Here is a 19,111-nt window from a genome sequence, read left to right on the forward strand (position 1 = left end):
TCGCCGCCGCGCCCAGCCGCGCCACCGCCGGGCCGCGAGGCCTCGCGGGCACGCTGGGCGGCTTCCGATTCGACCTTGCGCACGGCCTCTTCCAGCGACAGCCGCTCGCGGGTGATTTCGGATTCGGACAGCGGCGGCTGAACGCTGCGCAACTGCGCGATCAGCGCGGTGCGGGCCCGCTCATAGAGCGCACGGCGGCTCTCGCCTGGAGCATTCGGGTCCAGGCCGGCAATAGCGCGTGCGATCAGCGGGTAATAATCAGCCATTTCTCTTCACTGCAGACCCGGAAGTAACATCCCGTTAAGCCTCGAACGGGTTCTGTACCAGGATAGTATCCTCGCGTTCGGGGCTGGTGGAAAGCAACGCAATAGGACAACCCACCAGTTCCTCGACCCGGCGAACATATTTAATGGCCTGGGCCGGCAGATCCGCCCAGGACCGGGCATTGGCGGTCGGCTCCTTCCAGCCCTCGATGGTCTCGTAGATCGGCACCACCCGGGCCTGGGCACCCTCGCCCGCCGGCAGATGGTCGATCTCCTTGCCGTCCAGCATGTAACCGGTGCAGACCTCGATGGTGTCGAAGCCGTCGAGGATATCGAGCTTGGTCAGCGCCAGACCGGTGATGCCGCAGGTGCGGACAGTCTGTCGCACCAGCACGGCATCGAACCAGCCGCAGCGGCGCTTGCGCCCGGTATTGACGCCGAATTCCTTGCCGCGGCGGCCGATCTCCTCGCCGATCTCGTTGTTGAGCTCGGTCGGGAACGGCCCCAGGCCGACGCGGGTCGTATAGGCCTTGCAGATGCCGAGCACGTAGCCGACCGCGCCCGGACCCATGCCGGTGCCGGTGGCCGCCTGCGCCGCCACCGTGTTGGACGAGGTGACGTAGGGATAGGTGCCGTGGTCGACGTCGAGCAGAGCGCCCTGCGCACCCTCGAACAGGATGCGCTTGCCTTCGCGGCGCTTGGCATCCAGCAGCCGCCACACCGTTTCGGCATAGGGCAGCAGTTTCGGCGCCAACGCGGTGAGGTCTCTAAGAATGCCGGCGCCGTCGAACTCCGGGAGATTGAGGCCGCGGCGCAGCGCGTTGTGATGCGCCAGCAGCCGGTCGATCTTGTGCGGCAGCGCGTCGAGATCGGCGAGATCCATCAGGCGAATCGCGCGGCGGCCGGCCTTGTCCTCATAGGCCGGACCGATGCCGCGGCGGGTGGTGCCGATCGCAGTCCCCGTGTTGGAGGATTCGCGCAAGGCATCGAGTTCGCGATGCAGCGGCAGGATCAGCGTGACGTTTTCGGCGATGCGCAGATTATCCGGGCTGATGGCGACGCCCTGCCCCTTCAGTTTCGCGACCTCATCGAGGAACGCCTGGGGATCGAACACCACGCCATTGCCGATGACGGCCAGCTTCGAGGGCCGCAGCACGCCGGACGGCAGCAGCGCCAGCTTGTAGGTCTCGCCGTTGATGACGAGCGTATGGCCGGCATTGTGGCCGCCCTGGAAGCGCACGACGATATCGGCCTGCTCCGACAACCAGTCGACGATCTTGCCCTTCCCTTCGTCGCCCCACTGGGCGCCGACGACGACAACATTGGCCATTTCTAAGGTGTTCCCTGCAATTCTGGTGGTCCCAGCACGATCTCTCCGGAAAGCCGGTATCGGATCATGCGCCCTTTAGTTATGACGCGTTTTCTTCACGCGAACCGGTATCCACTTCGCTCGAAAACGCTTTAGCTTGCCCAGCCAAAATCACGGCCGGGGCCGTTCGCACGCGGGGCACCCACCGGATAAAGGAAGCGGGTGCTCTAGGCAAGCAAGAAGGCGGTTTTAGGGGGCCCTTAGAACGGCTCCAACCCATTGATATCCCCGGAAAATTTGTGACCGCCCGCCGGCGGGGGCATTAACATCCGGCAATGACGGAAGGGCCATGTCGAAAACCACCCGTGCAACGCAGGCTTTGGAAAAGCTCGGCGTCAAATTCACCCTGCATGCCTACGGCTACGACCCGGACGCGGCGAGCATCGGACTGCAGGCAGCCGAGGCGCTCGGGGTGCCGCCCTCGCGCGTGCTCAAGACGCTGATGGCCGAGGCCGATGGCAAGCCGGTCTGCGCCGTGGTGCCGTCGGATTGCGAAGTCAGCATGAAGAAGCTCGCGAGCGCCTTTGGCGCCAAGGCGGCGAAGATGATGCGGCCGGCGGATGCCGAACGGCTGACCGGCTACCATGTCGGCGGCATCTCGCCGTTCGGGCAGAAGAAGCGCGTGCCGGTCGCGATCGAACAGGCCGCGCTCGGCCATCCAAGCGTGTTCCTCAATGGCGGCCAGCGCGGCTTGCAGGTCGAACTCGATCCGAACGACGCCGTGAAAGCCGCAGGCGCGATCGCGCGGGCGCTCGTGGCGTAAGCGGCCTCCGCGCGCTGGCCTATTGCGCGCCGGCCTATTGGGTGAGCTTCGGCTGTGCCTGTGCCCATAGCATCGCCTCGATGATGGCCGCGCGCAGTTTCGGGCGCTGCTCCTCATCGCATTCGATGAAGGCAAGAATGGAGTTGGCGCGAACGGCGAACTGGTGGCGCGTTTCGGCTTCGGCTTCTTCGGCCGGCGTCGGCTTGTTCAAGGAATGACCCATCATCTAGAAATTCGACCTCACGGAGAGAGGAAGCTGCCGACGTCGCAGTCGCCTTCAAAAGCCGTGGTCCCAACGATCGAAACGGACGCTCAATACGAAATAACGGCAAATATCTCGGTGCATGCGGCCCGGAAGACAAACACAGGTTGGGCTACATGAATCAATCGTCCTTTGATTGCATATTCACCCGCCTGCTGGCAACCCCAAACAATGGGCAGGGGTGCCTGCATGGTCGCGATGCATCCTGTGCCGTTGATGCGCGCCACAAATCCGTGTCTGTGACAAGGGCCGGGCCACATTTCCGGCCCGGCGACGCCTGCCGGGCGGGCCGCGGCGTCATGACCGGGGCACTATTCTCGAATGTCGGCTACCGAACATAGCTCGTCAGCGCCTTCAACGAACTGGCTCGCCAACCAGCCGTACCTCTTGCTCAGCATCACCGCGCTGTGCTGGGCGGGCAACGCCATCGTCGGACGGCTGGCCGCCGGCCACATCCCGCCGGTGACGCTGTCGTTCCTGCGCTGGTCGTTCGCATTCCTGATCATCCTGCCCTTTGCCTGGAAAAATCTGGTGCGCGACTGGGACGCGATCCGCGGCCGGCTCGGCATCATGATCGTGCTCTCGATCACCGGCATCGGGGCCTTCAACACGCTGCAATACTGGGCACTCGAGCATACCCAGGCGCTGAACACGCTGCTGTTGCAATCGGCCGGGCCGCTGGTGGTGGCGGTGTGGTCGCTGGTGCTGCTCGGCGTGCGGCTGACGCTGGCGCAGGCCGCAGGCGTTATGCTGTCGATGGCGGGCGTGATCATCATCCTGATGCATGGCGACCTCACGAAGCTTTCCAATATCGAGTTCAACCGCGGCGACATGATCTTCCTCGTGGCGCTGGCGATCTTCGGACTCTATTCGGTGCTGTCGCTGAAGCGCCCTGACATCCACGGCCTGTCGTTTGTTGCCTTCACCTTCGGCGCCGGCGCGGCCTGCCTGATCCCGCTGTTCATCTGGGAACTGTTCGCGCGGCCGCTGATGCAGATCAACAGTGCGAACCTGTTGACGCTCGCCTACGTCGCGTTGTTTCCCTCCACCCTCGCCTATCTCTGCTTCAATCGCGGCGTGCAGCTGATCGGCGCCAACCGCGCCGCACCCTTCTTTCACGTGGTCCCGGTGTTCGGAACCATCATGTCGATCGCCTTCCTCGGCGAGCATCCGCAGGTGTTCCACTTCATCGGCTTTGCGCTGGTGCTGACCGGGGTGTTCGTGGCGTCGCGAAAGCAGAGTGCTTGACGTTCCCTCTCCCGCCCTTCGCGGGGAGAGGCCAAGGGGACCCGCGGTGACTTGCCGTCGTAAATCCGATATCACTCGGGCTCGCTTCACTTGGGCATTTCGATGCGCGTCCGCGCCAGTAATCTGATGATCGGCACCTTGACCCTCGCCCTGATCGGCGGGTCGCTTGGCGCGTGGCTCAGCTATCAGAAGCTTGCCGGCGCCAAGCAGAAGGTGCCGTTCCGCGTGATCTTCGAGGGCTCGGCGTCAGGCCTGCGCAACGGCGGCAGCGTGAATTTCGCCGGCATCCGGGTCGGCGAAGTGGTGTCGCTGAAGCTCGATCATCCGCGCCGCGTGGTCGCGCTCGCCATGATCGACGGCAACACGCCGGTGAGGAGCGACACTCAGGTCGGTCTCGAATTCCAGGGCCTGACCGGCATTGCCGCGATCTCGTTCACCGGCGGCTCCGACGAGGCGCCGCCGCCGCAAAAGGGCGCCGACGGCATTCCCGAACTGACCGCCGACCGCGAAGGCACGCTCAACACCCAGGAAAAGATTCGCGTCGCGCTGCGCAACGTCGACAAGGTGATATCAGACAACGAGGTGTCGATAAAAGATACCTTACGAAATTTCGAGACATTCACAGCCTCGCTGTCAGGCGATGGCGCGAAGATCACGTCCATCATCGCGACCGCCGAATCCGGCGTCAACGCGGTCGATGGCGCACTGACAAAAACCAAGGATTTCCTCGGCGGCCTCGCCAGCGACAAGTATGGCGGCGAATTGCTGCCTACCGTGATCTCGATGCGCGAGCTGATCGAAAGCTTTGACAAGAAGTCCATGACGCTGGTCACCGACACGCGAAAAATGCTCGGCGAGGTCAGCCAGTCCATCAACAACAGCAAGTTCGGCAGCAGGCCCCCCGCCTCGCCTGCGAGATGATGAAACAAGAACGAAAAACAACGGAACGCCCGACGTGCTCGACAAATCCATTGCCGTGACCACCCCGCCCGCCGCCGTGACCCGCGCCGAGAGCACGGTGCCGCGGCATTTGCAGAAATATCTCGCGCTCGACGATTTCGAGGCAACCGCGCGGCGGCGGATTCCGAAATTCCTCTACGGCTATATTTCCGGCGGCGCCGAGACCGATGCTGCGATGCGCGACAACCGCAAGGCCTTCGACGAATACGGTTTCGTGCCGCGCGTGCTCAACGACGTCTCGGGGCGCGACCAGACCACGACGCTGTTCGGCAAGACCTATGCCTCCCCGTTCGGCATTCCGCCGATGGGCTCGTCGGCGCTAGCAGCCTATCGCGGCGACATCGTGCTGACGCAGGCGGCCAAGTCCGAGAACGTGCCGATGATCCTGAGCGCCTCCTCGCTGATCACGCTCGAGGAGGTGCGCGCCGCCAACCTGGCGGCGTGGTACCAGGCCTATCTCGCCGGGCTGCCCGAGCGGATCGAGCCGCTGGTCGATCGCGTCGCGGCGGCCGGCTATGACACCTTCGTCGTTACCGCCGACGTGCCGGTGCCGCCGAACCGCGAGAACAATATCCGCAACGGCTTTCAGGTGCCGCTCGCGATCACGCCGCGCGTGTTCTGGGATACCGTGACCCATCCGCACTGGCTGTTCGGCACCTGGGCGCGCACGTTGATCAACCACGGCATGCCGCATTTCGAGAACATGGACGCGCAGCGCGGCCCGCCGGTGCTGGCGAAGAACCTGATGCGCAACATCGGCGCCCGCGACCAGCTCGCCTGGAAGCATGTCGAGCTGATCCGCAAGCGATGGAAGGGCAAGCTCGTCGTCAAGGGCTTGGTCTCGCCGGCCGATGCGAAGATCGCGCGCGAGAGCGGCGTCGACGGCCTGATGCTGTCCAACCATGGCGGCCGCCAGCTCGACTACACCATGTCCGGCCTGCGCACACTGCCGGAAATCGCAGCCGAGTCGAAGGGCATGACGATCATGGTCGACGGCGGCATCCGCCGCGGCACCGACGTGATCAAGGCGCTCGCGCTCGGCGCGCATTTCGTCTGGATCGGCCGCCCCTTCCTCTACGCCGCGATCGCGGGCGGCGAAGCCGGCGTGCAGCGCGCAATCGCGCTCCTGAAAGCCGAGATCGATCGCGACCTTGCACTGCTTGGCATCCGCAAGCTCAGCGAGATCACGCCGGATCTAGTGCGGAAGTTTTAGGGTCCTAGCGCCAACCGAAAGTTGGCAGGAACGATGGTGCCTGCGACACCGGCGCTTGCAACGACGATGCCTGGGAATTTTGCACAAGCTGGTTCTGTTGCTGTGCTCGGGCGTCTTGTGCGGGCGGTTCCTGTACCCGTGCACTTCGCTCTCGTCGAAGCTTTTTTCGGGCATTGTGCACGGCCCGTATCTCTGCCCGCGCATTATGGACGGCCCGGGCGTTTCGGCGCTTTTGCACGGGCCGGGAAGATGCCCGGGGATTTTCCGTAACCTGTGCCAGGGAATTTTGCACAGCCAGTGTCGGAACATCCTGTTCGGGCCCGACCTGCGCCTGCGCATCTCTAGCGTCCGCCCAAGCCTGGAATTGCTTGAACAGCGCTTCAGTCATCGGCTCACTGTTCTCTGTCTGACTCTGACCGGTTTCTATCTGACTCTGACCGGCGGGTTCAGGGACAGCGGCAGTTTCGACGCGGCTTGGCGCATCCTCCCTCGCGGCGGCCAGCGGCAAGGCTTGTGCATCCGCGGTCGCTTGAATCGTTGGCATCAACCGATCGTTGTCAGGTTTGGGCGCCGGCTTGTCGATCAGCGAAGCCGTAACGCCTGCAAAGGAAGCCATGACGTCTTCAAAGAGCGTCACGGGATTTCCCACGGATAGAACCGCGATACCGATCGCTGTCGCCGCCGCAAACCAAATGCTCGTCCTGAGGACCAGCGACGAGACAGCAGCAGTATCCCAGGCCTTCCGGATGCCCTGTTCCTCAAGTTCATCGGTGAGAAAGACAGGCAAAGGCTGACCCGGACTAAAACCGTCTTTCGTTGGCATTGGGTGATGCCCCCCTCTTGATGGTCTTGTCAGCAAGTACCCTTTATCGAAGTCCAAAACGCGGAGGAATCTTGACTTCACTCGGGCCGGGGAACCGCACTGTCGGTGGAACCCAAACGATTTGCTGCCGGTGCTTGGCTTTCGGGAACCGGCAAATCGATGAAGGTCATCAACGACGCCGGCATTCCGCGCATCTGACCCCCCACTCCTGTCATCGGGCGCGCATTCGCGCGACCCGTTGGCTCGCGATACGGGTACGCCCTAGCCAACCCTGAACTTGCTGTACGCCTCTTTGGTCGCGATGATCACGTGCTCGGCGCAGCCGTTGGTCCGATGCGGGTCGCAGCGGGTCTCGTAGTCCGCCGAGGTCATCATGTCGATGAAGGCGGCAACGGTCGGATAGTACACCAGCGCCAGATAATCCCATCGATTGCCGGCCTCCGCGCCCAGCGCGACCGCCTTGGCGTCGCCGGTCCAGAGCAGCGTGCCGCCTCGCGCCTTGATCATGGGAACGGTGAGCGCGCTGTACCGCAAGTAAGCGTCCCAGCCCGAACCGTCGCCGTCGAGCGAGCGCTCGCGGAAGCGCATCAGGTTCACCATCACGACCGGCGCGCTCTGATCGACCTCCTGCAGACCCTTCACGTTCAACAAATCCACACTCATCGACGGCACCTCGCGGCATCAGGTAGTTCAGGACATTGTAGCATTGCATGCGCGGGACTTGTCGCGTTGCGGAAAATCCGGCCCTATCTGGCCCTCGCGACCATGACCAAGCCCGCACCAGCGCCGCCCGCCTTCCATCCCGTCCGGTGGCTAACCAACCAGCCTTATCTGCTGCTGACCCTGACCTCGCTGTTCTGGGCCGGCAACATCGTGCTGGCGCGCCATGTCGCCGGGCACGTACCGCCACTGACGCTGTCATGTGTCCGCTGGATCGGCACCTTCCTGATCCTGCTGCCGTTTGCCTGGCCGCATCTCAAACAGGACTGGCCGGTGCTGCGCGCGCATCTGCCGATGATGCTGTTCCTGTCGCTGGTCGGATTCGCCTATAACAATGCGATCTCCTACTGGGCCCTGCAATACACCGAAGCGCTGAACGCGCTGCTGATCCAGTCGGCCGGACCGCTGTTCGTCGCGTTGTGGTCGCTGGCGCTGTTCGGCGTCCGCCTGACGGGCGCGCAACTTGCCGGCATCACGATCTCGCTCGCGGGCGTGCTGACCATCATCCTGCGCGGCGATTTCAGCGCACTCGCCAATATCAGCTTCAACCGCGGCGACCTGATGTTTGCGAGCTCGCTGGTATCGTTCGGACTGTATTCGGCGCTGATCCCGCGCCGGCCGGTGACGCACGCGCTGTCCCTGATCTCGTTCACCACCTGCTGCGGCGCGCTGATGCTGGTGCCGTTCTCGATCTGGGAATTTTCGACCGGCGCTACGCTGAAGTTCGACTTCGTCTCGATGGCGACGCTGGGCTATGCCGTGATCTTTCCCTCGACGCTGGCCTACCTGTTCTTCAACCGCGGGCTGGCGCTGATCGGACCGAACCGTGCGGCCCCATTCTTCCACCTGGTGCCGGTGTTCGGCTCGGCGATGGCGATCGTCCTCCTCGGCGAGCAATTGCGGATATTCCATCTGATGGGCTATGCGCTGGTACTGGCGGGCGTGGTGATCGCCTCCCGGCGTGGTTCGGCGAAGAAAGCCTAGCAGCGCCTGCGGCTTAGCGTCTTACCGGCTTCCACTTTGTCCTGGGGCAGGCTAGCTTGCCGGCCAATTCAACATAAGAACAAACGAGGAAACGACTTTATGTTTGCGTTATTGAAACGGTACCGGCACGTCGCCGCAGCGGCTCCCCTGATGCTGGCGACGATCGCCACGGCTGCCGCGCAGGCGCCCTACCCGAACCGCAACATCACGCTGGTGCTGCCGTTCGCCGCCGGCAGCGGCACCGACACCACGACGCGGATCATCTCGAAGGAGCTCGGCACCGCGCTCGGCACCGGCATGGTGATCGAGAACAAGGCGGGCGCCAACGGTTCGATCGCGGCAAGCTTTGTCGCGCGCGCCGCGCCGGACGGCTACACGCTGTTCGTGACCACCAACACCTCGCATTCGGCCAATCCGTATCTACTCAAGAACATGACCTACGATCCGGTCAAGGATTTCACGCCGATCGCACGCACCGGCGACCTGCCCTTCATGCTGGTGATCCACCCGGATATTCCCGCGAACTCCGTCGCCGAACTGATCGCGCTCGCCAAGAAGGAGCCGGGCAAATACACCTATGCCAGCGGCAGCTCGGCGGCGATCGTCGCCGGCGCGACCTTTGCCCGCCTCGCCGGCATCGATCTCCTGCACGTTCCCTACAAGAGCTCGCCGCCGGCGCTGACCGACCTGATCGCCGGCCGCGTCTCCATGATGTTCATCGACGTGCCGACCGGCCTGCCCCACGTCAACGCCAAGGCGCTGAAGTCGCTCGCGGTCACCACCAAGAAGCGCTCGGCACTGTTGCCCGATCTTCCGACCATGGACGATACGGTGAAGGGTTTTGATATCACCTCATGGCAAGGCTATTTCGGGCCGGCCAACATGCCCAAGGACGTCGTCACGAAGCTGAACGCGGAGATCCGCAAGGTGGTCGAACGGCCCGACATCAAGGGCCAGCTCGCCGAGCGTGGCATGGAAGCGTTCTCCGGCACGCCGGAAGAGTTCGACGCCTTCGTGAAGGAGCAACTCGTGGTGTGGGAGAAGCTGATTACGGCAGCGGGAATCGAGAAGCAGTAAAAGGAAGCGGGCGCCGGCGCCAACGCCCCCCATCGTCCGCAAAAGCGGACGATGGGATGTGCTGCACCTGTTGGGGTAGATCGTTGATCGCTTGGCGTACCGTTAGCCGGAAGTCACCTTCGTTGATTTCGTGAATCCGGAATCGGTTGCCTTCTTCTTCTGCGCTCTCCGCTTTTTGGTTGCGGTGTCGAGTGACCGCAGCGGCTGCAGATTCATGTTGAGGACGTTCTTCATCAAACTCTCGAGACGGTCCTGATATTCGCGCTCGCTAATACGATCTTTGTACTTCATCGCTTCATTCCCATTCCGTTACGCAACGCACTTCGCGACGATCATCCGGGCCGAGAGACGCTGCACGGTCCCGTTGGGGCTGGCGAAAAACACGGAGCCGAGCGGGTCATCGTACTCGCGGGTCAGGGGATCGGTGCGCAGGCGATCAGCCGGCGCTGCTTGTCAAAATTAGCGTCCGGTTCAAACCCGCAGCGCAAGGTCAGATGCACGACTTGCGACAGCGGCGCTGCCTGATTATCACGTCGGCGCTGCTCTGACTGAACTCGCCGATGTTCGCAAACCATCTTTGGTCGAATTGTCAATCGGAACGCAAAACTGCCACAAAAAATAAAATCCCTCACGAAGTCAGATTGTTGGATTGTGATTTGATGTGGAAGGACCTTGTGTTGCCTGATTACACCTGTGAATAGGCGGAAGAAGCGCGAACATCTTCGTACTCTCGTGCGGCTCATGTGCCCGCATGCGGTCGTAATCGCTCTCCACGAATTTCCGCGCGTCAACTGCCGCGAGTCCAGCGGGCTTCGTTAGGCGGGCAAAGCGACTCGTGCGCCGCAGCTCAACGAGCGAAGGCGGAAGCGTGCCCACCATTCACGCCATGACCGGTGATGGATGGTGGGCACGGCGCGAGCGCGCCTTTGCCTAACCTACATTTTGCCTTACGCCGCCCGCACCTTGCCCAGGAACTCGTCCACCGCACTGCGCAGCATGCCGGACTGGGTGTCGAGTTCGCGGGCGCTCGCCAGCACTTCGGACGCCGCCTTGCCGGTCGCGGCCGCAGCCGTGGTGACGCCGCCGATATGGGCCGAGATCTCGTTCGATCCGGCCGCCACCGACTGAATGTTGCGGGCGATTTCGCGGGTGGCGCCGCCCTGCTGCTCGACCGCGGTCGAAATCGAGACCGTGATCTCGCTCATCTGCGCGATGGTTTCCGAGATGCCGCCGATCGAAGCCACCGCTTCGCTGGTGGACGCCTGCATCGCCGCGACCTGGGAGGAGATTTCTTCGGTCGCCTTCGCGGTCTGGTTCGCCAGTGCCTTCACTTCCGATGCAACCACCGCAAAGCCGCGGCCGGAATCGCCGGCGCGCGCCGCTTCGATGGTGGCGTTCAGCGCGAGCAGGTTGGTTTGCGCGGCGATCGAGTGGATCAACTTGACCACTTCGCCGATCTTCTCGGCGCCGGTCGAGAGCGCGCCGACGGTGGCGTTGGTGCGCTGGGCATCGTTGACCGCCTTGGTAGCGATCTCGCTGGAGCGCGCCACCTGACGCGAAATTTCCGTGACCGAGCTGGAGAGCTCTTCCGCAGCGGACGCGACCGTGCCGACATTGTCGGACGAACGCTGCGAGGCTGCATCGACGGTCGCAGCCCGCGCGCTGGCGTCGCTGGCGGTCGCCGTCATCGACTGCGCGGTAGATTGCATGCCGGCCGCCGCTGTCGAAACCGAGCGGACGATGCCGGTGACGCTGCGCTCAAAGTCGCTGGCGATATTCGCCATCGTCGCGCGGCGCTCGGCATCGGTGCGCGCCTGCACCTCGGCTTCCTTCTGCTCGAGCCCGCGGATGCGGACCGCGTTGTCCTTGAAGATCTGCACGGTCGCGGCCATCGCGCCGATCTCGTCGCCGCGGCCGGTCCCGGGAATTTCACCGTCGAGCCGGCCCTCGGCGAGATCCTGCATGCGGGCGCCGAGCTGGGCCAGCGGCTTCGAAATGCTGCGGCCGATCATCCAGGCGATGCTGCCCGCCACCAGCGCGATGCCGAGAATGGCAAGCCCGAGCACCAGCGCGATCGGCTTCATCTTGCTGTCGAGGTCGTCGAGATAGGCGCCGGTGCCGACGAACATGTTCCAGCCGGGGATCGGAACTACGTAGGAGAATTTGCGGATCAGCGCTTCCTCTCCGGGTTTGCGGAATTCATAGCGCAGCATGAATTCGCCCTTCGCCGCGACGCCGTCGCGCAGTTCGCGCACCAGCTTGCGGCCACCGGTGTCGATATCCATGCGGTTCTGCCCAATCTGGCTGGGAACCGGCGCCAGAACGGCCACGCCATCCATGGTGTAGGCGAACACGTAGCCATTGCCGTTGTCGAAGGTCAGCGTATTGCCGCGCTTGCTGAACTCGGCGATCGCCGCTTCCTTGGTCATCTGGCCCGCGGCAACCTGCTTCTGCAGGCCCAGCGCCATGTTGCGCGCCATGTCGACGATCGCTTTGGTCTGCTCGATCCGCGCATTGAGCATCTCACGCTGCATCAGATAGCCTGCGAGCACGCCGGCGGCGGAGAGACCTAGCAGGGTCACGCCCACGAGAATGCCGAGCTTGGGGGTGATCTTGAGATTGGTCAGCTTCACGGGGATCTCCGGAAATAGGCGTACGGCACGCGATTGGTCGATTGATCTGGCGCACACTATCGTGAGACCCTTTAGCGCTTTGTTACGAAGGTCGGCGGAAATCCGGCGGAAGGCGGTGTTTCCAATGCAAGAGCAACCGACGATTGTAGCCTGAGCGGATCAGGTCGCGTAAAAGGTGAAGTTGCGTCAGACAAGAACGTGGCGGCGCCCGCCGCCTCAAACCAACACCGAAGAATAAAATCGGGAGAGCAGGAAATGCCGAAATTCAGGGTGGTCACGCCGAAGGGCGCAAGCTTCACGGTCGCCGGCGGCGGCTACGACTATGAGAAGGAAGCGCTCGATCCGATCGGCGCCGAAATCATCGAGGCGCCGGCCAACGAAGCCGAATTCATCGCCGCCGCCAAGACCGCGGATGCGATCTACGCCAAGGGCATGCCGATCACGAAGGCGATCATCGACGCCCTTGAAAACTGCAAGGTGATCACGCTCGGCAGCGTCGGCGTCGACTCCGTCGACGTCAAGGCCGCCACCGCCCGCGGCATTCCCGTCACCAACATCCCCGATACTTTCATCGAGGAAGTCGCCGACCACGCCATGATGCTGCTGCTGGCAGGGTTCCGCCGACTGGTCGAGCAGGACAAGATGGTGCGCACCGGCCGCTGGTCCGAGGGCCGGCCTGCACTTCTAAAAATCCCGCGGCTGATGGGCCAGACGCTCGGCTTCATCTCGTTCGGCCGGGTGGCCCGCGCCGTCGCCAAGCGCGCCGCGCCCTTTGGCCTGCGCATGATGGCCTACGATCCCTTCATTCAGGAAACGCTGATGTACGACCACGGCGTCATCCCCTCGACCCTGTCGGAGGTGTTGTCGCAGTCGGACTTCGTCTCGATGCATGCGCCGGCCCGGCCCGAGGTGCACCACATGCTCAGCGAGAAGCATTTCCGCCAGATGAAAAATTCCGCCGTCTTCATCAATACCGGCCGCGGCGCTACCGTGGACGAGGAAGCGCTGATCAAGGCGCTGCAGGAGGGCTGGATCGCCCACGCCGCCCTCGACGTGCTGGAAAAGGAACCGCCGTCACACAACAATCCGATGCTTTCGATGGAAAACGTCACCCTGACCGCCCATGTGGCGTCGGCCTCGGCACGTTTTGACGAGGCGCGCAAGCGCCGCGTAGGCTACGAATTGTCACTAGTCCTGCAGGGGATGTGGCCGGTAAGCTGCGTCAATCCGTCGGTGCTGCAAACGACCTCGCTCCGCCGCTGGCAGCCTGTCAGCATGGACCGAGGGCCGAACAGCTAAGCGGCGAAAGCGTTTTCGAACGACAGGGTTCACCGGCGATTCAACGCCGGGAACCGATACAGGGAGAGAATCATGAAGAACGACATCACCCGTCGTGATGCGCTGGCATTAGGGGCATCCGCCGCCGCACTCGCCGTCACTGGCGCATCAGCGCAAACCGCATCCACCATCAAGGCCGCCGATGTTCCGGCCCCCAAATTGGCAATCGAGAAAGGCGCATCGCTGCGCATGCTGCGCCCGGTGCGCTTCGTGCAGGCCGACGAGGATGTGTTCCGCGCCAATGCCGCCAAGTTCAGCAAGGAAACCGGCGTCGAGGTCAAGGTCGACTTCGTCGGCTGGGAAGACATCAACCAGCAGACCGCGGTGACCTCGAATTCCGGCGCCGGCCCTGACATCATCATCGGCTTCTCTGACGCGCCGCACATCTATATCGACAAGCTGATCGAACTCACTGACGTCGCCGACTATATCGGCAAGCGCTACGGCGGCTGGCTGCCGTTAGCGCAAAAATACGGCAAGAAGAACAAGAGCGACGCCTGGATCGGATTGCCGTTCGGCGCCACCGCGGGCCCGCTGATCTACCGCAAGTCGATCCTGCAATCGGTCGGCTTCGACAAGGTCCCGGAAGATCATGCCGGAATTCTCGACCTGTGCCGCAAGCTGCAGAAGGCCGGCAAGCCGGCCGGCTTCGCGCTCGGCAACGCCGTCGGCGACGGCAACGGGTTCGCCAACTGGGCACTGTGGTCGCACAACGCATCCCTGCTGGACGAGGAAGGCAATGTCATCATCAACAGCAAGGAGACCATCGCCGCGCTGAACTGGGTCAAGGAACTCTATCCGACCTTCATCGCCGGCACACCGTCCTGGAACGACGTCAGCAACAACCGCGCCTACTCCTCGCAGGAGATTTCGCTGACCGCCAACGGCGTCTCGCTGTATTTCTCCCTGAAGAACGACCCGGCGACCCGTCCGATCGCCGAGGACAGCGAGCATCAATTGTTGCCGAAGGGCCTCGCGAAGATTTCACCGATGGCCGGGTTGACGTTGAATGCGATGGTCTTCAAGCACAGCCAGTATCCCAACGCCGCCAAGGCGTTCCTGCAGTTCATGCTGGAGAAGGACCAATACGAACCCTGGCTCAACGCCAACTCGGGCTACTGGGCGCAGCCGTTGGCTGCCTATGCCGAGGCCAAGGTCTGGAACGAAGATCCCAAGGTCAAGATCTTCAAGGACAGCATGAACAGCACCTATTACAACGGCTACAAGGGTCCTATCTCGACCGCGACCGGGGCCGTCAACGCCGACTATGTGCTGGTGCAGATGTGCGCCGCGGTAGCGACCGGCGCCTCGACGCCTGAGGCTGCGGCCGCGGAAGCGGAGCAGCGCGCGAAGCGGTATTTCCGGCGACAGAGCCGGTAACGACCGAACAGACGCGGTCGTCATTGCGAGGAGCAATCCATTCTTTTTTTCATGGAGACATGGATTGCTTCGCTTCGCTCGCACTGACGGTCCCACGTAGCTCGCATCGGGATAATGTTGAATGTCTGTGACGACTCTCCCCTCGCGCGGCGTAGCGGTCCGGCAACCGGGCTGGATCGCGCGCCTGCTCGACTACAAGCCGTTCCTGATCGTGATGTGCCTCGCGCCGGCGATCGGGCTCCTGACGGTATTCCTCACCTATCCGCTGGGCCTCGGCGTCTGGCTCGCCTTCACCGACACCACCATCGGCCGGCGCGGCATCTACATCGGCCTGGAGAATTTCCAGTATCTGTGGACCGATCCCCTGTGGTGGGGCGCGGTGTTCTACAGCGTGTTTTACACGGCGATCGCGACGTTCGGGAAATTCGCACTCGGCTTCTGGCTGGCGCTGCTGCTCAACAACCACTTCCCGCTCAAGAGCCTGTTGCGCGCCATCGTACTGTTGCCGTGGATCGTGCCGACGGTGCTCTCCGCACTGGCGTTCTGGTGGATCTACGATCCGCAGTTCTCGATCATCTCTTATCTGTTGGTCGACGTGCTGGGTGTGCGCTCTACCAATATCGATTTCCTCGGCACGCCCTGGTCGGCGCGGTTCTCGCTGATCGTCGCCAACATCTGGCGCGGCATTCCCTTCGTGGCGATCTCGCTGCTGGCAGGCCTGCAGACCATCTCGCCATCGCTCTATGAGGCGGCGATGCTGGACGGCGCCAGCGCCTGGCAGCGCTTCCGCTACATCACCTTCCCGATGATGATGCCGATTCTGGCGATCGTGATGACGTTCTCGATCATCTTCACCTTCACAGACTTCCAGCTCGTCTACGCCATCACCCGCGGCGGGCCGGTCAATTCCACGCATCTCCTGGCGACGCTCGCGTTCCAGCGCGGCATCGCCGGCGGCGAGCTCGGCGAGGGTGCGGCGATCGCCGTGTCGATGATCCCATTCCTCGTGTTCGCGACATTGTTCAGCTACTTCGGCCTCGCGCGCCGCAAATGGCAGCAGGGAGAAGCCAATGACTGACGTAGCCGCCTCACCCGGCAACACCAATGTCGCCAGCGCCACGCCTGACACCATGGCGTGGGATTCCCGCGCGCGGCGGGTGATGATGATCTATCTGCCGCTGGCCTGCTTCGTGCTGATCCTGCTGTTCCCGTTCTACTGGATGGCGATCACCTCGTTCAAACCGAACGCGGAGCTTCTGAACTACAAGGAGCACAATCCGTTCTGGATCTCCTCGCCGACACTGGCGCATATCAAGCATTTGCTGTTCAACACGGCGTATCCGACCTGGCTGAAGACCACGATGTTCGTGGCGATCGGCTCAACCTTCCTGTCGCTGTTCGCCTCGACGCTCGCGGCTTACGCGATCGAGCGCCTGCGCTTCCGCGGCAGTCCCTACGTGGGGCTCGGCATCTACCTCGCCTATCTGGTACCGCCCTCGATCCTGTTCATTCCGCTCGCGACCGTGATCGTGCAGTTCGGCCTGTTCGACAGCCCGATGGCGCTGATCCTGGTGTACCCGACATTCCTGGTGCCGTTCTGCACCTGGCTCCTGATCGGCTATTTCAAGTCGATCCCCTATGAGCTGGAGGAATGCGCGCTGGTCGACGGCGCCACGCGCCTGCAGATCCTGCGCCGGATCACGCTGCCGCTCGCGGTGCCCGGCCTGATTTCGGCCGGCATCTTCTCCTTTACGCTGTCCTGGAACGAGTTCATCTATGCGCTTGCCTTCATCCAGAGCGGCGCCAACAAGACGGTCCCGGTCGCGATCCTGACCGAGCTCGTCACCGGCGACGTCTATCAGTGGGGTGCGCTGATGGCAGGCTCGCTGCTCGGCTCGCTGCCGGTCGCGCTGTTCTATTCGCTGTTCGTGGATTACTACGTGTCGTCGCTGACGGGCGCAGTGAAGGAGTAGGCGATTCCTGCTATCTGGGGACGGTAAAAATTACTGGAATGTTGAAGCCTATCGAGCCTTGCGTAATTTCCGGCGGAAACGGCGGAAACGGCGAGGCTTGGCGAAGCATTGACATGGCCTGAGCGTCGAGCGCGGCGACACCAGATGATCCGGCAAGCCGGCCTCCGGCTACCTGCCCGCTGCGGCTGAGTGTGAAAGACAATCTCGCTACGCCGGGCTGGCGGTTGGCTCCCGACGGGTACTGGTGGAAGCGCATCAGATGCGCACGGACGCGCTGATTATAGGTCGCGACCGCCAAGGCGGTTGCGCCTGCGCTGGCCGCGGAGGCGGCTGGTGCCTGACGTTCAACGCGCGGCGGCGCCGCGGTGCGTGGCTGGGGCGGTGCGTCATTCGGCTTCTTCGCGTCGGGACGAACCACTTTCGGTTTGACCGGCGTCGGCTTGGCGTCGGGGACAGGCTTGGCGGGCTCGGTCGCCGGCTTCAATTCCACCTTCTGCTCGGGCGGCGCCACCACCTCCGGGTTCTCCTGCGGCGGGGTGGGCGCGATCTGCTCTTCGACCACCTCCTGCTGCTTGACCGGCTCGGGCGGCGAGGCGTCGGCCTGATCCATCAACTGATCCGGGGCGCGCTCCAGCGGCGTCGATTGCGGCGCCGCTGATATCGGCGCCATGTCCACCATGATCGCTGGCAGGGTGACTCCCGGCTCCGGCTGTGGCCGCATCCAGTTCATGCCGATCGCGATCAAGGCGGCATGGATGGCAAGGATCGCCACGGCCGATGCGCCCCAGCGGCGCAATACGGCTTGGTCGGAAACATCATGAAGCGCAAAGGCGTTCACGGCACTAGCTTCTTCCGTCGAGGCCGACCAGCGCGATCTTGAGATAGCCGGCGTTGCGCAGGAGGTTCATCACCTCCATCAAATCGCCATAGCTGACGACCTTGTCGGCGCGCAAAAAAATTCGCTCGTTCTTGTCGCCCTTGGTCGCGGCGTCGAGAGTGGCGGTCAGCGTATCGCGTGCGATCACGTCCTCGCCCACCGCTACCGACAGGTCCGGCTTCACGGTGACGAATACAGGCTTGTCGGGCCGTGGCGACGGCTCGACGGCGCTGGCGGGAAGATTGACGCCCAGATCGACGGTTGCGAGCGGGGCCGCGACCATAAAAATGATCAGGAGCACCAGCATCACATCGATGAACGGCGTGACGTTGATCTCGTGGGTCTCGACGAGGTCGTCACCGCCACCGCCGCGCGCCCGGCCGCCGACTACGCTACCGAGTTTGGCGCCCATCGCTCACACTCCCTCACTCGGCGGCGCGCGCGAGACGAAACGAGTCGCGGTCGCCCTCGCGGCTGATCAGGAGTAGCACCACCGCCGAGGCGTCGCCGAGTAGCGCACGATGGGCTGCGATGGTGCGGGTGAGATGGTTGTAGATCACCACCGCCGGTATCGCCGCGACAAGGCCGAGCGCGGTCGCAAGCAACGCTTCCGCGATGCCGGGCGCGACCACGGCAAGATTGGTGGTCTTGGCTTCGGAAATGCCGATGAACGAATTCATGATGCCCCAGACCGTGCCGAACAGGCCGACGAACGGCGCGGTGGCGCCGATGGTGGCGAGCACGCCGGTGCCGCGCGCGATCTGCCTGGACATCGCCGCCTCGACCCGCTCCAGTCGCAGCGCCACCCGTTCCGTGAGGCCATCATCGAAATGACCGCCGGAGAGGCTGGCCTCGCGCGCGGCAGACTGGATGATCTGCGCCACGGCATCATTGCCGCCGCGGCTTTCCTGCTCGGCCTTGGCGAGCATGGTATCGCTTTCCAGCATGCTGAGGCGGCGCCTGGCGGTCGCGGTCTTGCGGCGGATCTCGATGGTTTTCGCCAGCCAGACCGTCCACGTCACCAGCGAGGCGAAGGCCAGGCCCACCATGACCGCCTGCACCACCAGGTCCGCATTCACGAACATGTTCCAGGGCGACAAATTGCGCGGCAGCAGCGCAACGTCAGTCGCGGCGAACGCCGCTCCCGGCAAAGCCGTCACTCCGGCCGCGCCACACCAACGGATCATAATTTCCAGCATCGTTCGCTGCATGATCGTCTCCCGGGCTG

At 63.4% G+C, this 19,111-nt stretch carries 19 protein-coding genes and 1 pseudogene; 10 read left to right on the top strand and 10 right to left on the bottom strand.

The genetic code is table 11. The features are described 5' to 3' along the window. Positions 1–266, bottom strand: a pseudogene (locus tag CQ12_RS34710) (hypothetical protein); the annotation flags it as partial. A 34-nt stretch (positions 267–300) separates the two neighbouring features. Beyond that, positions 301–1,593, bottom strand: a complete 1,293-nt coding sequence (locus CQ12_RS34715) for an adenylosuccinate synthase (RefSeq protein WP_057839777.1) — start codon at positions 1,591–1,593, stop codon at positions 301–303. 328 nt (positions 1,594–1,921) lie between these two features. Here CQ12_RS34715 and ybaK point away from each other — a divergent pair, with 328 nt between their 5' ends. Continuing rightward, positions 1,922–2,395 carry a Cys-tRNA(Pro) deacylase gene (gene ybaK / locus CQ12_RS34720; RefSeq protein ID WP_057839778.1) on the top strand — a complete coding sequence of 158 codons (474 nt, stop codon included), beginning with the start codon at positions 1,922–1,924 and terminating at the stop codon, positions 2,393–2,395. A gap of 34 nt (positions 2,396–2,429) precedes the next feature. On the opposite strand, the gene CQ12_RS34725 is transcribed toward ybaK, so the two are convergent. Continuing rightward, entirely contained in the window at positions 2,430–2,606 is a 177-nt protein-coding gene (locus CQ12_RS34725) for a hypothetical protein (RefSeq protein ID WP_157088661.1), read from the bottom strand. Between the two features lie 372 nt (positions 2,607–2,978). Between CQ12_RS34725 and CQ12_RS34730 the strand changes: the two genes are divergently transcribed. The 3 genes from CQ12_RS34730 (at position 2,979) to CQ12_RS34740 (ending at position 6,078) form a co-directional block, all read left to right on the top strand. After that, complete coding sequence (locus CQ12_RS34730; protein ID WP_057839780.1) at positions 2,979–3,905, top strand: DMT family transporter; 927 nt, start codon at positions 2,979–2,981, stop codon at positions 3,903–3,905. A gap of 102 nt (positions 3,906–4,007) precedes the next feature. Next, on the top strand, positions 4,008–4,826 hold the full coding sequence (locus CQ12_RS34735; RefSeq protein ID WP_057839781.1) for an MlaD family protein: 819 nt from the start codon (positions 4,008–4,010) through the stop codon (positions 4,824–4,826). 97 nt (positions 4,827–4,923) lie between these two features. Then, a complete protein-coding gene (locus CQ12_RS34740) occupies positions 4,924–6,078 on the top strand; it encodes an alpha-hydroxy acid oxidase (protein WP_057839835.1) in 1,155 nt (384 codons plus the stop codon). A gap of 4 nt (positions 6,079–6,082) precedes the next feature. On the opposite strand, the gene CQ12_RS34745 is transcribed toward CQ12_RS34740, so the two are convergent. Both CQ12_RS34745 and CQ12_RS34750 read right to left on the bottom strand, forming a co-directional pair. After that, a complete protein-coding gene (locus CQ12_RS34745; RefSeq protein WP_157088662.1) occupies positions 6,083–6,901 on the bottom strand; it encodes a hypothetical protein in 819 nt (272 codons plus the stop codon). A 261-nt stretch (positions 6,902–7,162) separates the two neighbouring features. Further along, positions 7,163–7,564 carry a DUF1330 domain-containing protein gene (locus tag CQ12_RS34750; RefSeq protein WP_057839783.1) on the bottom strand — a complete coding sequence of 134 codons (402 nt, stop codon included), beginning with the start codon at positions 7,562–7,564 and terminating at the stop codon, positions 7,163–7,165. A gap of 102 nt (positions 7,565–7,666) precedes the next feature. On the opposite strand from CQ12_RS34750, the gene CQ12_RS34755 reads away from it, so the two are divergent. Further along, on the top strand, positions 7,667–8,605 hold the full coding sequence (locus CQ12_RS34755) for a DMT family transporter (RefSeq protein WP_057839836.1): 939 nt from the start codon (positions 7,667–7,669) through the stop codon (positions 8,603–8,605). 150 nt (positions 8,606–8,755) lie between these two features. Further along, positions 8,756–9,682, top strand: a complete 927-nt coding sequence (locus CQ12_RS34760) for a Bug family tripartite tricarboxylate transporter substrate binding protein (protein WP_430642295.1) — start codon at positions 8,756–8,758, stop codon at positions 9,680–9,682. Between the two features lie 102 nt (positions 9,683–9,784). On the opposite strand, the gene CQ12_RS34765 is transcribed toward CQ12_RS34760, so the two are convergent. Both CQ12_RS34765 and CQ12_RS34770 read right to left on the bottom strand, forming a co-directional pair. Then, a complete protein-coding gene (locus CQ12_RS34765) occupies positions 9,785–9,973 on the bottom strand; it encodes a hypothetical protein (protein WP_057839785.1) in 189 nt (62 codons plus the stop codon). A gap of 656 nt (positions 9,974–10,629) precedes the next feature. Next, positions 10,630–12,315, bottom strand: coding sequence for a methyl-accepting chemotaxis protein (locus tag CQ12_RS34770; RefSeq protein ID WP_057839786.1), 1,686 nt, complete (start codon positions 12,313–12,315; stop codon positions 10,630–10,632). Positions 12,316–12,570: 255 nt separating this feature from the next. On the opposite strand from CQ12_RS34770, the gene CQ12_RS34775 reads away from it, so the two are divergent. From CQ12_RS34775 to CQ12_RS34790, 4 genes are all read left to right on the top strand, one after another. Next, on the top strand, positions 12,571–13,614 hold the full coding sequence (locus CQ12_RS34775) for a C-terminal binding protein (RefSeq protein ID WP_057839787.1): 1,044 nt from the start codon (positions 12,571–12,573) through the stop codon (positions 13,612–13,614). Positions 13,615–13,686: 72 nt separating this feature from the next. Next, positions 13,687–15,033, top strand: a complete 1,347-nt coding sequence (locus CQ12_RS34780) for an ABC transporter substrate-binding protein (RefSeq protein WP_057839788.1) — start codon at positions 13,687–13,689, stop codon at positions 15,031–15,033. A 121-nt stretch (positions 15,034–15,154) separates the two neighbouring features. Beyond that, a complete protein-coding gene (locus tag CQ12_RS34785; protein WP_057839789.1) occupies positions 15,155–16,111 on the top strand; it encodes a carbohydrate ABC transporter permease in 957 nt (318 codons plus the stop codon). A gap of 52 nt (positions 16,112–16,163) precedes the next feature. After that, positions 16,164–17,006, top strand: a complete 843-nt coding sequence (locus tag CQ12_RS34790; RefSeq protein WP_371419443.1) for a carbohydrate ABC transporter permease — start codon at positions 16,164–16,166, stop codon at positions 17,004–17,006. 10 nt (positions 17,007–17,016) lie between these two features. On the opposite strand, the gene CQ12_RS34795 is transcribed toward CQ12_RS34790, so the two are convergent. From CQ12_RS34795 to exbB, 3 genes are all read right to left on the bottom strand, one after another. Then, positions 17,017–17,751 (bottom strand): TonB family protein, encoded by a 735-nt coding sequence (locus CQ12_RS34795; protein WP_245310291.1) that lies wholly within the window; start codon positions 17,749–17,751, stop codon positions 17,017–17,019. A gap of 97 nt (positions 17,752–17,848) precedes the next feature. Next, positions 17,849–18,295 (bottom strand): TonB system transport protein ExbD, encoded by a 447-nt coding sequence (gene exbD / locus CQ12_RS34800; RefSeq protein WP_057839792.1) that lies wholly within the window; start codon positions 18,293–18,295, stop codon positions 17,849–17,851. A gap of 13 nt (positions 18,296–18,308) precedes the next feature. Further along, entirely contained in the window at positions 18,309–19,070 is a 762-nt protein-coding gene (exbB, locus tag CQ12_RS34805) for a tonB-system energizer ExbB (protein ID WP_245310297.1), read from the bottom strand. Positions 19,071–19,111 lie beyond the last annotated feature (41 nt).

This window comes from Bradyrhizobium jicamae (assembly GCF_001440395.1).
GTDB lineage: Bacteria > Pseudomonadota > Alphaproteobacteria > Rhizobiales > Xanthobacteraceae > Bradyrhizobium > Bradyrhizobium jicamae.